Source organism: Rhizobium sp. KNZ14-9A, assembly GCF_056755015.1.
Map to the genome: position 1 here is coordinate 608290 of NZ_JBPGXB010000001.1, position 12160 is coordinate 620449.

At 58.4% G+C, this 12160-nt stretch carries 12 protein-coding genes and 5 pseudogenes; 14 read left to right on the top strand and 3 right to left on the bottom strand.

The features are described from left to right. Positions 1–23 precede the first annotated feature (23 nt). Positions 24–338, top strand: a complete 315-nt coding sequence (locus ACR9ZQ_RS03220; RefSeq protein ID WP_481426841.1) for a DUF982 domain-containing protein — start codon at positions 24–26, stop codon at positions 336–338. A gap of 18 nt (positions 339–356) precedes the next feature. Here the strand turns inward: ACR9ZQ_RS03220 and ACR9ZQ_RS03225 are convergent. Further along, positions 357–545 (bottom strand): annotated as a pseudogene (locus ACR9ZQ_RS03225) (glycoside hydrolase family 32 protein); the annotation flags it as partial. A 327-nt stretch (positions 546–872) separates the two neighbouring features. Here ACR9ZQ_RS03225 and ACR9ZQ_RS03230 point away from each other — a divergent pair. From ACR9ZQ_RS03230 to ACR9ZQ_RS03250, 5 genes are all read left to right on the top strand, one after another. After that, positions 873–1118, top strand: coding sequence for a type II toxin-antitoxin system prevent-host-death family antitoxin (locus tag ACR9ZQ_RS03230; RefSeq protein ID WP_310384590.1), 246 nt, complete (start codon positions 873–875; stop codon positions 1116–1118). Positions 1119–1171: 53 nt separating this feature from the next. After that, positions 1172–1507 carry a hypothetical protein gene (locus tag ACR9ZQ_RS03235; RefSeq protein ID WP_481426842.1) on the top strand — a complete coding sequence of 112 codons (336 nt, stop codon included), beginning with the start codon at positions 1172–1174 and terminating at the stop codon, positions 1505–1507. Between the two features lie 53 nt (positions 1508–1560). Then, positions 1561–1866: a four-helix bundle copper-binding protein gene (locus ACR9ZQ_RS03240; protein WP_310384586.1), complete on the top strand. Its 306-nt coding sequence runs from the start codon at positions 1561–1563 to the stop codon at positions 1864–1866. 247 nt (positions 1867–2113) lie between these two features. Then, positions 2114–2410, top strand: coding sequence for a hypothetical protein (locus ACR9ZQ_RS03245; protein WP_310384584.1), 297 nt, complete (start codon positions 2114–2116; stop codon positions 2408–2410). Beyond that, the gene (locus tag ACR9ZQ_RS03250; protein ID WP_439019223.1) at positions 2400–2990 is read left to right on the top strand and encodes a type II toxin-antitoxin system VapC family toxin; all 591 of its coding nucleotides are present in this window, start codon (positions 2400–2402) and stop codon (positions 2988–2990) included. Before ACR9ZQ_RS03245 ends, ACR9ZQ_RS03250 begins: the two co-directional genes overlap by 11 nt. A gap of 62 nt (positions 2991–3052) precedes the next feature. Here ACR9ZQ_RS03250 and ACR9ZQ_RS03255 read toward each other — a convergent pair. Further along, positions 3053–3357 (bottom strand): annotated as a pseudogene (locus tag ACR9ZQ_RS03255) (L,D-transpeptidase); the annotation flags it as partial. A 947-nt stretch (positions 3358–4304) separates the two neighbouring features. Between ACR9ZQ_RS03255 and ACR9ZQ_RS03260 the strand changes: the two are divergent. From ACR9ZQ_RS03260 to ACR9ZQ_RS03270, 3 genes are all read left to right on the top strand, one after another. Next, positions 4305–4754: a type II toxin-antitoxin system RelE/ParE family toxin gene (locus ACR9ZQ_RS03260; protein WP_481426843.1), complete on the top strand. Its 450-nt coding sequence runs from the start codon at positions 4305–4307 to the stop codon at positions 4752–4754. Beyond that, positions 4751–5131 (top strand): helix-turn-helix domain-containing protein, encoded by a 381-nt coding sequence (locus ACR9ZQ_RS03265; RefSeq protein ID WP_481426844.1) that lies wholly within the window; start codon positions 4751–4753, stop codon positions 5129–5131. Before ACR9ZQ_RS03260 ends, ACR9ZQ_RS03265 begins: the two co-directional genes overlap by 4 nt. A 457-nt stretch (positions 5132–5588) precedes the next feature. Then, entirely contained in the window at positions 5589–7010 is a 1422-nt protein-coding gene (locus tag ACR9ZQ_RS03270) for an ISNCY family transposase (RefSeq protein WP_477921601.1), read from the top strand. A gap of 6 nt (positions 7011–7016) precedes the next feature. On the opposite strand, the gene ACR9ZQ_RS03275 is transcribed toward ACR9ZQ_RS03270, so the two are convergent. After that, the gene (locus ACR9ZQ_RS03275) at positions 7017–7754 is read right to left on the bottom strand and encodes a hypothetical protein (protein WP_477921599.1); all 738 of its coding nucleotides are present in this window, start codon (positions 7752–7754) and stop codon (positions 7017–7019) included. A gap of 424 nt (positions 7755–8178) precedes the next feature. Here ACR9ZQ_RS03275 and ACR9ZQ_RS03280 point away from each other — a divergent pair. The 5 genes and pseudogenes from ACR9ZQ_RS03280 (at position 8179) to ACR9ZQ_RS03300 (ending at position 11886) form a co-directional block, all read left to right on the top strand. Next, positions 8179–8368, top strand: a pseudogene (locus ACR9ZQ_RS03280) (type II toxin-antitoxin system HicA family toxin). 8 nt (positions 8369–8376) lie between these two features. Continuing rightward, positions 8377–8802 carry a type II toxin-antitoxin system HicB family antitoxin gene (locus ACR9ZQ_RS03285; RefSeq protein ID WP_310384733.1) on the top strand — a complete coding sequence of 142 codons (426 nt, stop codon included), beginning with the start codon at positions 8377–8379 and terminating at the stop codon, positions 8800–8802. 550 nt (positions 8803–9352) lie between these two features. After that, positions 9353–10549, top strand: a pseudogene (locus ACR9ZQ_RS03290) (DUF932 domain-containing protein). A gap of 42 nt (positions 10550–10591) precedes the next feature. Next, positions 10592–10843: pseudogene (locus ACR9ZQ_RS03295) on the top strand (hypothetical protein); the annotation flags it as partial. Positions 10844–10851: 8 nt separating this feature from the next. After that, positions 10852–11886 (top strand): DUF7146 domain-containing protein, encoded by a 1035-nt coding sequence (locus ACR9ZQ_RS03300; RefSeq protein ID WP_310384464.1) that lies wholly within the window; start codon positions 10852–10854, stop codon positions 11884–11886. Positions 11887–12160 lie beyond the last annotated feature (274 nt).

The following is a 12160-nucleotide window of genomic DNA, read 5'->3' on the forward strand; positions in this document are numbered from 1 at the left end:
TTCTCAATGGAACGGGTGAAGGCATGACGAATAGATATTCGGCCTTTGCGCCGATTGGCCTCAATTTCCAAAACAACAAGCCGCGAACGATCATCCGTAGTCTCACCGATGCCGCGCGCGTTCTCATCCAGGATTGGCCGCTCGACGATGGTGAGGAATACGTCATTGCGGTCAAGGCTTGCGCTGATGCCCTCGTTGGGAAGACCAGCCCAGAGGAGCTTCGGCAAGCGCTTCTGCGGGCCGCGAACGAGGCCGGCATTTCCGCCCTTTCGCTTGTCCAGGAGGGGACTTTGCGAGATGAGCGCATCGAGCCACACCGGTCGTTGCGCGGCCAGTGAAGCCGCAATCTAATATCTTTACGGCACCCGCGTTGATGCAGTGGTTGAGATTTCCAGGCGATCGGGGTCGCTATTCACGTAGCCGTGGCGTGTTCCACAAACCGCCCCGCCGTCGGCGAAGATCTCGACGATACCGAAGTCATGAAACAGACGAAGGTTTTTCGCCTCGCCGAGCTCCGCAACATAGTGGATTGAACCGTCGGACTCGTCATGGCCAAATTGGCCTACTAGCTGAGTTCCACGAGCCGAGACCACTTGCGGCCAGGTGCCTAACCAATGGTTGCCGCGAAACTCCTTCGCCGGAGGTGGCGGCGACAATGGGATATGACCGCCGCCCAAAGTTGGCTCATATAGCGACTGTCTCGTCAAGGTCAGAGCGCCAGTTCGCTTACCAATTTGCTTTGCCGCACGCCGCCACGTCTCAAGCCGGGCACGTTTCGTCGACGCGACCCAGAACGTGCATTCTCTCAAGGCGATCGCGACCTGCATGAATTGCATGAAATACGTATTTTAGGTACTTCAATGGAGGATGCGATGAAGCAATTTTCTTTTTCCGACATGAACCGTGCCTCAGGCGAAATCCTCGAAGCCGCTCTGGTCGAACCCGTCACCCTGACCAAGCGGGGCAAGGAGAAGCTGGTGATCCTGACGGCTGAACAATATCGCAAACTGGTCGGCCACTCCCACACGGTCGCCTATGGTCTCGACGATGCACCGGACGCCATCCATCACGAGCTGATGAGCGGTCTCGACGAGATCCTGGACGATAGCCATGTTTGACAAAGGACAGGTCGTCCGGTTTCACTATCTGTGGAACCGGCAGGCACTGGAGGGTGAGGAAACGGGACGCAAGGCGCGTCCGGTCTGCGTGGTGGTTCGCACGGCGGCCAATCCGGGCGTCGGTCTTCCTGTTTCCGATTACCTCGCAGAGGCCGCGGGACGAGCGCCTCTTCCTGTCGATCAGTCAGATCGAGTGCCGCCGCGCCGGTCTCGATTTCCCCTGCTGGATTGTCCTTGACGAGTATAATCGCGTCGAACTCGACAAGGCGCTCGACTTCGAGTCGACGAGGCCGCTAGGAAGTTTCAGCCTGGCATTTCTGAAGAAGATAGCCCTCGCCGTCAAGGATGCTGCAGCGGCGCGCAGGCTGACGGGCGTCTCGCGCTCCTAAGATCGTCACCAATCGATTGCTAGCGACTCTATCGTGGGTGGTTTCGGCAAAAAATGTCCTCACTGCCGTTGGCCTGCCGGTCGTTCGGCGGTCTAAGATTACGACTGACCCTTTACCCGCGCGAGGCGGACAAGATCATCTGCCGTCTCGACCAGGAACGTCGGAGAAGCGACCTCCAGCGCCTCACGCCGGGCGCTGAGGTCGGCGGGGCCCCCGCGCATTTCATGCTGATGGGCTCGGAGCACCAAAAGCATGTTTGCAGGGAAGGCGCCGACGACTGCGAACGGATCGGCGATATGCAGAGCTGTGTCGACGCCTGCCGCCGCTGTGCCGAGAGCTGTCGCAAGATGGCGGGGTGATCTGGGAAGGGGCTCCGACCTCTTCCTGCCCAGATGAGAACGGATATCCGGTGAAGCTACGGATATCCGTAACAAGTGACAGGGGGCGGATTCGGAACGCAGCCTTTATGAGACAGACCACCTAACAGGTTCGGACTGCTTTTCATCATGGGCGAGCCGCCATATCGGGATCCCAGCTCGCCACCCGCTATCGATCTTGCCTTTTCGTTCAACGTTACATATACTATGTTGAACACAGGAGAAACCTATGGTTACCCAGTCCCATACTGCTGCGGAGGCCGAAGCAAAGGTCGCGTTGAACCGCAACAGGCTCGTGCTCGAGCAAGCGAAAGCCATCGGTCTCCTCGGCACGGCAAAGAATACCCGCTTGTCGGGACGAGTCCCCTCGGAGTTGGTCGAGGCGGCCAAGAAGCGCGCCCATGTTACCTCCGACACCGAGTTGCTGGAATTGGCACTTTCCCGGCTGGCTCTTGAAGATGACTTTGGCGTGCGTCTGGTGGGCCGCAAGGGCACCATCCCGACGGATGTCGATCTTGGGATTTGATCTCTCCGAAACCCTCCGATCGCTAAAGCCCGGAAAGCACGTGGGAACGCTCGAACGGAGGCCCGACGAAGCTCATTCATGGGCCGCTGACGAGCCTCAAATTGGAGGGCCTCTGTTCCTGGACACCAGCGTCTATCTGGATGTGCTTCAAGGCCGCTCGCCGTTGGAGGTCGATACACTATTGACGTATCGCCTGTGCCACCACTCCGCGGTGTGTCTATCCGAGCTGACCCATGCCTTCGGACGGCTGAATCCAAATCATCCCTCCACAAAGGCGGCCCTCGAAACGATCGCGGCGACCGTAGAAGACATTCCGGAACACCGGCTTCATGCCCCGGATGCAACCACCTGGGGACAGGCCGGCGTGCTGGCGGGGCTCCTCTTTCGCATGAGCAACCTGCCAAAGGGCGAGGGACATGAGCGCCGCTTCGTCAATGATGCCCTCATTTTCCTACAGGCACGGCAGCTGGGTGCGAGCGTATTGACTGCTAACGTCCGGGACTTTGATTTCCTTTCTCAACTCATACCGAGCGTTCGGGTTATTCTGTATCGAGCGCCGCCGGAGCAGCCCTCACCATGAGTGCCGAACTCTCTCCGTCTGCGGCTATTCGGCCGGACTGGAATAGCTTGATTGTGTGCCCGCTATACAATCAACGACGGTCGCCCGATCCAGCCTCGTCCTCGCAATTGCTTGTGCTTGTACAGCTCTTCCACGTCCTGACGATACATCCGAAAGCAGTTACTCGATGCGTTGGTCCCGATCGACGAGGGAGATCATTGGTGCCGTGGATACGCAGTAGCCTGTCTGCGAGATAGATCGCCCGGGTTCCGAGCGGATTGTTCGGCCCGGGCCTCATCGCGGTGGGAAGCTTGGGGTTCTTCTGACGCATGCTTGCGGTGGGGCGCCATTCGGGATGCGCTTTCTTTGACACCACCCGTGTAGACCCGACCGGCTGAACGTGTGTTGCGCCAAAGTTCCCAGGCAGCAACCGCGTCCGAGCTGGAACGTACCTCGTAGTAGAGATTCGCAATCTTCTCACGCCATTCCCACAATTGCTGAACCTCGTTCAAATCACCCACTCCCATGTCGGTACTCACGCCGCTCGTTGATCTGAACGCTAGCTCAACTACCTCGGCGCGGCTACGAATTTGCCTTGTCTACTCGATCGTTTGCGATGGCACATTCATGTGCCATCTAGACCAGGACCAGACTACAGCTGAAAGGCTTCAGCAAGTTGCAACTTATTCCGTTTGCTGTAGTCGACAAAGAGCGATCACCTTACTGAAGAAACGTGGTCCGGTGCTACTTTTCTTGTTTCCGCGAAACGTTCCTAGAAATCCGGTCTTCGGTCCGCCTTTACAGATGTAAAATCGGATCGTTGTATGGCCCAACGAGTTCCTAAAACCGCCTATTTTCAACCAAAACGGAACGTGCGTGGCCTGAAACGGAACGTAACGTGGCCCAAGATTCCAGGCACAAAAAGCCGGGTTATGTACCCGGCTTAAGGAAATTGTAGATTTGGCTTCACTAGGGCTGTTCAGAAACCAGTGTCGGATGTCTCCGACGCGCGGTATTTTCCAGAAATTTGAGCAGCCAGCGGCCAGTCCGGTATCTGAACCAGGTTTCTGAGGGCATTGGCGATCTTTGTGATCTCAACGCTACTAGAGGCATCGACCTCATGCTGCGCCTCGTCAATAACCAGGAACATGACCCCGTGTGAGGCCGCTGCGCAGTCTGGTTAATGGCAGCACCGAAAACGGAAAAGCCGATATCTCGTTGATACAACCATTCATCAACGCGTAGGGATATCTCAACCAATTGCATATTAGAAAAATTGCGCTGTTTTGTGGGCGGTTGACGTGATAGTAATATTACTATATCAAGGGGCATGTAGTGACGTCGGATGATGCAATTGATGTTAAGGAGGTCGTTTTCCTCAATGCTGCGGAAAAAGCGTTCGGAGCGCTCCCTGAGGACGTTCAAGACGCATTCGATCAGTTGATTACTGCTATTCAAAATAACCAGGCCGTACCGGCAAAGCGGCGCGAGGACCTGAAGGGGAAAGCCCTATCGGGGATTAGCGAGCTAAAGGTCGATTTTGACGCAGACACCTATCGAACCTATTTCGTAGCGGAATTTGATGAGGTCGTGTTTATATTGGATGCGGGGATAAAGAAGTCAAAGACGGGCGGGAAAATACCTCAGGAGCAAATCGATGCCCTCGAGTCTCGGAAAAAGCGGGCTATCGCATTCTATAATGACAATCAGGTGCAGTTCCAACTTCGTTACCAAGCAAGACTGAGAAACAGAGAGCGGCGAGCTGCTGCGGAGGTAAGAAAATGAAAGCTTCCAAAATTTCACCCAACAGCGATCTCAAAGACGACGACTTCGCAATTGGCAGTGGCAATTATCTTAAGGATCGTGGGTATGCCGATCCCGAGGAGGCAAAGGCTAAATTCCTCTTCGCGAACGAAATCGCAGTCGCTATCGAACGTATGGGACTTTCTCAGCGGGCCGCTGCCGAACATCTTGGCCTTAAGCAGCCTGATGTTTCTCGAATCGTGAATGGAAACCTTAAAGATTTCGCCGTTTGGCGGCTGATGAAGATACTGTCTGCTCTGGGTAAGGATGTGACAATATCTGTGAGTCCGTCAGAGGATTCACATGGCCACATTTTCGCTGTCGCTGAGGAGCAGATGCCTGTGGCGCTGGCAATGTAATTGCTACTCGTCTCCAAAGTCAAGGTAGTCGTTATGAGCAGAACTCGGGCCTTTGCAGGACGCGGTTGTGACAATTATCCCTAAACGCCAATAAGGCCGCTCACTTCGACCGCTTCTGCATAGCTTAGCGAGGTGTCACGCCATCTCGCCAAATCGAACAAGGTTGGTAAGACTGGTATGTACCATGCTGTGGCGTAAACCGGATGTTGGGCCAAGCTACATTCCGGGTTGGGCCATACTACGTCCGTTTCTACAACAGAACTAGCGCCCAAGAGGATATCTTTAGTTCCATAATATCTATTACGCGATTTTGCCTTGTAGTGGCTATTTAGTAATGCGACAGTTGGGCCAGTTAGAGATGCGACAGTCTCGCCTCTCGACGACTGGTCAATGCCAATGTCGGGAGCAAGGATGACGATCTTCAGCCTGGTCGAGACCATGAGCGGTCGGAGTCGTCATGTCCTGTTTGATCACTATGTCGCAGAAAGAATTGCATCGCCTCGAACTCATCCAGAAGATCCGTGACGAACGCTTGAGCGTTGTCCAGGCTGCCGAACGGCTCGACCTCAGTCGAAGTCAGGTCCATCGGCTGCTGCAGGCCTATGACCGGGATGGTCCGGCCGGGCTTGTTTCCAAGAAGCGATCACGGCCGAGCAACCGGCGCCATAGCGATGAGTTTCGCAATGCGGCGCTGGACCTGATCCGCGAACGCTATCTGGATTTCGGTCCGACGCTGGCGCGTGAGAAACTGATCGAGCTACACCAGATCTCGGTAGCTAAGGAGACATTGCGGCAATGGATGACCGAGGCCGGCATCTGGGTCTCACGCAGAGAACGCAAGAAGCGGGTTTTCCAGCCACGCGGCCGACGTGATTGCTTTGGCGAACTGGTGCAGATTGACGGTTCGCATCACAGGTGGTTCGAGAACCGTGGTCCCAAATGCGCCCTGCTCGTCTATATCGATGACGCGACTGGCAAGCTGCTGCATCTACGGTTTGCCGGATCGGAGAACACATTTGACTATCTGCACGCGACGAAGGCCTATCTGCAGCAATGGGGCAAGCCGCTAGCGTTCTACAGTGACAAGCATGGCGTTTTCCGCAGTACGCATGCGTCTGAGAAAGACCGGACGAGCGGCCTGACACAGTTCGGTCGAGCGCTTTATGAGCTGAACATCGACATTATCTGTGCCAATACCCCGCAGGCCAAAGGCCGGGTGGAGCGCGCCAATCAGACATTGCAGGATCGGCTGGTCAAGGAGTTGCGGCTTCGCGGCATTGACACGATCAAGGAAGCCAACGCCTATGTGCCTGAGTTCATTACGGATTTCAACGCGCGTTTTGGCAAGCAGCCGCGTAATCCGAAGGACATGCACCGGCCGTTGGCCGATCACGAGAACCTCGACGGCGCCATGTGCCGCAAGGAGGTCCGCACGCTGTCGCAGGCCCTGACGCTGCGTTACGACAAGGTCTTGTTCATTCTCGATCCGACTGATCTTTCCAGGTCTCTGGCGGGTAAGAGGGTTGTTGTCTGCGACTATCCGGACGGGCGTCTCGAGATCATGCACGAGAGCTTTGCCCTGCCCTACAGAACCTTTGACACGTTACGCTCCGTGCATCGCGCCGAGGTCGTCGATAACAAGCGGCTGGACGACATGCTGTCTGTTGTCGCCGAGCTGCAGGCTGGGCGGGAGCAGCAGCGCAGCAAGGGCGGACCACGGCGAACTGGGCAGACGGACCATATGTTCGGCATTCGCGATGGCAGCACGGGGAACGGCTACCAGAAGCGTGGACGCAAGCCGAGAACGGATTACATGAACGATCCGCTGGTGATCGAACGGCGGGAGAAAGCGTTATTGAGGCAGCCGGCTGCGGAATAAAGGGCGTCAATGCACGCCGATATCGCTCTGCGTATCTGACTCCAATTGCAGGCAGGCGGACCAAAGCGGCGTCTTGTGGAAGGCTCCGTCTTGAAGAAGCGTGAGCCCTTCTCGTGCCTCATAAAGCAGGCCCAGCCAGCACAGGCGTCGCAGGACGCCATATTGGAGATCGGATTTGAGCTCCCAGGCTTCCAGGGTCATTTCGGTAGCGGACAGAGGTGCCATGTCTGGATAGAGGGTCTTCAGGACGTCCAATGGCGTGCAGCCTTCTCTCGCCTTGATGTTGAGAAGATTGAGGAACATGCGCCACCAGCGTAGGCGCGCTTGCACCTGCGCTTCCCGCTCGGTGGCATGGACATACGAATAGAGGTAATCCGTGGCGACCAGATCGAAGAAGGCTTGCGGATTCACCAGAAACTCCCGGCCGCGTCTGGTTGGCAGCAGCACATCCTTTTTCCGGCGAAGCAGCTTCAGATGGCGGGTCATGTCGCGCACGACCCAGAGCGGCGGCATGTCGCTTTCGTTCAGCACTTTGTTCATGCTGTAGAGGTCTTCGGCTGTGAAGTCGGGCCAGAGGAAGTTCACAGCGGCCCAATGTACGAATTTGCGGTTCATGGCGCCGGTCGCCGTCAATCCTATGCCACCCTCACCGTCAGCATAGGCAACGGACAGAAGCATGCCGCGAAGAAGTGGTGACAGCGCGGCGACATCGACGTCACCCTGCAGCTTTATTTCCGGAAGCATCGCGCGACTTTGATCCCTACCCCGCCCCATGCAGGTGCGCGGGAGTATCGGCCGGCGACGGAACAATTGCCACTGAGAAAGCTAAAGCCGAAGGGGTGCCCCTCACCCGCCCCCGCTCCGCCCTTTCAACCCGGCCCAGCCGGCCGGATCGGGGGCTGATCATCAGAGCCAGTGTCGCGTTTCTAACTGGCTGACAATGGCGCAGTACTAATCAGCTTTGACATGCCTCCAGGCTTGAAAAATAATTAATGTATTCATATACTTATGTGTGTTCATGCCGACGTGCCGGAGGCGCCGGTGCGTCCCATTCAAGCCGAGGGGGCTCGGTCCCTCACCTACAAACGGCTAACAGATGAGGCTACAGGGTAAAACGTGCGTCTCGCTTTCTCTCTTGATTTATACACTCGATGTGTATTTTTTGTTTATGAAGAGCGGCGACATCATAGCGGCACTGAAAAATGATGGCTGGTATGAAGTGGCTACCAAAGGTAGCCACGTCCAATTCAAGCATCCAACCAAACCAGGTCGTGTCACGGTTCCGCATCCGGAGCGCGACATTCCAGTTGGAACGCTCAAGAGCATTGAAAGACAACCCCGGTCTGAAACTGAAATAGGTAGCATGATGCGTAACTATATCGGACTGATCCATAAGGACGCTGACAGTGACTTCGGCGTTTCATTTCCTGATTTTCCCGGCGTTGTCACCGCGGGCACGGATCTTGATGACGCCCGTCGGCTTGCCGAGGAGGCGTTGGCCTTCCATGTGGAAGGACTAGTCGAGGACGGCGAGGCCGTTCCCGAGCCCTCCTCCCTGGATGCTGTAATGGCGGACCCTGACAACAGGAACGGTGTCGCAATCCTTGTTTCGCTCAAAGGCGAAAGTAGAAAATCCGTTCGCACCAATGTCACTCTCTCGGAAGACGTTTTGAATGCGATCGACGCTTATGCGGAATCTCAGGGCCTGACGCGTTCTGGTTTTCTGGCCCGCGCGGCAAGACGCGAAATGGCGAATTCACAGGATGCGAAGGAATACGCGTTAAGTGCATAAGCCTTCCCGGTGAGCGTCGAAGCGCAATAGCTGTGTTTGCTTTCAACGTGGGCTATCGCAACAAGTCAGCGCTTCCATCCCGACCGGGCCGTTCCGGCGTCCAGCTTCACAAGCAGTTCCTCCTTGTCGAAAAGGCTGAGACGTTATGTCCGCAAAGACAAAGTCAAACGCCGCGCTCAGAACTTACTGTAAGCTGAGGAGCGAACCAGAAACATCTGCCCTGGTTTTGATGACCTGAGAGATTGCGGATTGGACTGATTGCGAGCAGCCCTGCTCAGAATCTTGTTCGATTGAGTAGCCCCGCGCTGAGTCCTCGATTGCAGGCGGCCGAGCGAGTTTAGGATACGAGGATCCTGTCAGAGGTGAGTCCCAGGCTGATTTGGACGCGCGCCGCGGAAAGCCTCCTCCTGCGGCCGAGCCTTCGTCTCGGCCGACCCCTTCCGCGCGGTGGACCCGCAACGCCCCTGGAGTGAGAGCGCGGACCGGATTTGGCGTGACGGGTTGAGGGCTGGAGAAGAGGTCTCCGGCGCCCGTCATGGAGTTTGGTCCCATGACCCAGATTGAAATTCCTGACGCAGGCCGTGATACGAGCGGCGGCTACAAGGTTGATGTGCGCCGCGGCGAACGAGTGAGCCGCGTCTCGTCCGAGTGGTTTTCGCGCCCGGCTGACGAGCGCTACCTGTCCCTCTCCGAGCTGGCGCGCTCCGTTCGCGATCGTGCCGATCACAGCCGGACCCGCGTTGTGGAGAGCGCTCGCATCCACGTAGAGGCGAACCGCTCCGATCCGGAGCGCCTGGCGCTCCTGCTCCCCGACGCCGATCGTCCTGTCGTGCCGACCCATTGGAGCTTCGGCCAGCTTGTCGCCCTTGTTGGCGCCCCGGCCGCCTACTAGCGCCAGCTTCCCGCCCCGCTCGCCGCCATCAACCTGCAATATGGCCTGAGCGCCACGCGGGCCGAGCAGATCAAGACGCTCGAAATCGACCACGGGCGGCTGGAACTGCGCGCCGTCACCGGTCCCGATTATGGCCGGATCTTCGATCACGAGCTCGTCGATGCGGTACAGCGCATCGCCGGCAACGGCACGGGCGACACAAGATGGAAGGTCCCCGGCGTCCTCGACTGGTCGACCGGCATTTATAATCCGCGCGTCGATATCACCAAGGACACGACGACACTCTACGCGTCCGACCGCGACGTCTTCCTGTTCCTCGTCGATGACCTCAACCCGATCGAGGCCGGGCGCCTGCCCGATGGCTCTCCGGATCTTTATTTTCGGGGATTCTATTGCTGGAATTCCGAGGTCGGCGCCAAGACGCTCGGCATGGCGAGCTTCTATCTGCGTGCCGTTTGCCAGAACCGCAATCTCTGGGGCGTCGAGGATTTCGAGGAAATCACCATCCGCCACTCGAAATATGCCGCCTCCCGCTTTGCCCATGAGGCGGCGCCGGCCCTGCTCAATTTCGCGAACTCCTCCCCCCAACCCTTCATCAATGGCATCAGGGCGGCGCGCGAACAGATCGTGGCGCGCCATGACGGGGATCGCACAGACTTCCTGCGCCGTCGTGGCTTCTCCAAGGCCGAGACCGGCAGGATCATCGAGGCGGTGCTGGCCGAGGAAGGCCGCCCTCCTGAAAGCATCTTCGACTTCGTCCAGGGCATCACCGCGATCGCGCGGGACAAGCCGCATCAGGACGCGCGTCTCGACATGGAGGCGAAGGCGAAGAAGCTTCTGGATAGCGCCGCCTGACACACGGGGCCGGAGACCCGATTGACGGCGCTCCCGCTTTCGATGTCCACGCCCCTCATTTCAACGGAACCGGCGGCGCTGCCCTCGAGAGTGAGGGGCGGCGCTGCGCGTCGTGACGGGTTAAAGGTCGAAAGAGAGACTTTCGGCAGCCCGTCGCGGAGAAACCCGATGGCTATTGCAGTTCAGAAGATGACCCTGTCGTCCTCGCGCGACATTCCCTTCAACAAGCTGGTGCTGAACCAGTCAAACGTTCGACGCGTAGTCTCGTCCGAGACGCACATCTCCAGGCGGGGGGCTGCGTGATGACCCGTCAGGACGCTTCCGATCTCGCCCATCGCCTTGGCCGGCAGGCAGAAGCAGTGTGCCGCCACTATCTCTCCAGCGGCCGCCGCGTAGGTGGCTACTGGCTGGTCGGCGATGTGCACAACACGCCCGGTCGCTCTCTCTACGTCAGGCTTAAGGACTCACCAAAGGGCCCGGCCGGCAAATGGACCGACGCCGCCACGGGCGAACATGGCGATCTCCTCGACGTGATCCGTGAAAGCTGCGGTCTCGTCTCCTTCCAGGAGGCCGTCGACGAGGCACGGACCTTTCTCGCCATGCCGCAGCCTAGGCCTGCCCAGCCGGCCATGCATCAACTCCCGGCGCTGCACGGTTCGCCCAGGGCCGCACGACGGCTGTTCGCCATGTCGCAGCCCATCGCGGGCACACTCGTGCAATCCTATTTGCGCGAACGCGGCATCACGGATCTGCGCGGAACCGGAAATCTCCGCTATCACCCGCGTTGCTACTATCGGCTCGACGAGCATGTCCCGACCGAGACCTGGCCCGCCATGATCGCGGCCATCACCGATCAGGACGCCATGATCACCGGGGCGCATCGCACCTGGCTTGACCCGACAGGCCAGGGAAAGGCGCCGATCGATAGGCCGCGGCGGGCGATGGGCAACCTTCTCGGCAACGCCGTCCGCTTTGGCGCGAGCGGCGACGTCATGGCGGCCGGCGAAGGCATCGAGACTGTCCTCTCGATGCGACAGGTCCTGCCTGACATGCCGATGCTGGCAGCGCTCTCTGCAACTCATCTTGGCGCCGTCCTGTTCCAGGATACGCTGCGGCGGCTCTACATTCTGCGCGACGATGATACGGCCGGCGACGGCGCATGCGACCGCCTGATCGAACGGGCGAACGCGGTCGGGATCGAGGCGATCGTCCTCTCGCCGCAGCTCGGCGATTTTAACGAGGATCTCCGCATTCTTGGTCTCGATTTGCTGCGCGCCCAGACCCGAATGAAGATCGATCCGCGGGATGTCGGACGCTTCATGGAGCCGGCGGCGTAGCTGGCGAGCGGAAACGTGCTGCAGTGCCGTTGTGCTCGTCCGGATGCTTCGATCGGAGTTAGCGCGCCCCGGCCTTCGAGAGAACGATCGGCCCACAAGCCGGCCAGCCCGGCAATGGCGGCGGCCGACTATTTTCCGGCGGCCCAAGTCCAGACGCGGAAGGCCGCTCCGGACTTGGGCCTTTCCATCGCGAGGCAAAATAGTCAGGCGCCGCCATCCTCCGCTGTCGCTTCGGCCCTGCGCTCACGCTGCGGGTGCAGGGACAGCCGGCCCG

Bases quoted from the DNA above. Each gene is read 5' to 3' on its own strand.
- ACR9ZQ_RS03275 (WP_477921599.1), bottom strand. From the start codon at position 7,754: ATGCTTCCGGAAATAAAGCTGCAGGGTGACGTCGATGTCGCCGCGCTG.
- ACR9ZQ_RS03245 (WP_310384584.1), top strand. From the start codon at position 2,114: ATGGTTACCCAGTCCCATACTGCTGCGGAGGCCGAAGCAAAGGTCGCG.
- ACR9ZQ_RS03265 (WP_481426844.1), top strand. From the start codon at position 4,751: ATGAAAGCTTCCAAAATTTCACCCAACAGCGATCTCAAAGACGACGAC.
- ACR9ZQ_RS03240 (WP_310384586.1), top strand. From the start codon at position 1,561: ATGTCCTCACTGCCGTTGGCCTGCCGGTCGTTCGGCGGTCTAAGATTA.
- ACR9ZQ_RS03270 (WP_477921601.1), top strand. From the start codon at position 5,589: ATGTCCTGTTTGATCACTATGTCGCAGAAAGAATTGCATCGCCTCGAA.
- ACR9ZQ_RS03300 (WP_310384464.1), top strand. From the start codon at position 10,852: ATGACCCGTCAGGACGCTTCCGATCTCGCCCATCGCCTTGGCCGGCAG.
- ACR9ZQ_RS03285 (WP_310384733.1), top strand. From the start codon at position 8,377: ATGCGTAACTATATCGGACTGATCCATAAGGACGCTGACAGTGACTTC.
- ACR9ZQ_RS03230 (WP_310384590.1), top strand. From the start codon at position 873: ATGAAGCAATTTTCTTTTTCCGACATGAACCGTGCCTCAGGCGAAATC.
- ACR9ZQ_RS03220 (WP_481426841.1), top strand. From the start codon at position 24: ATGACGAATAGATATTCGGCCTTTGCGCCGATTGGCCTCAATTTCCAA.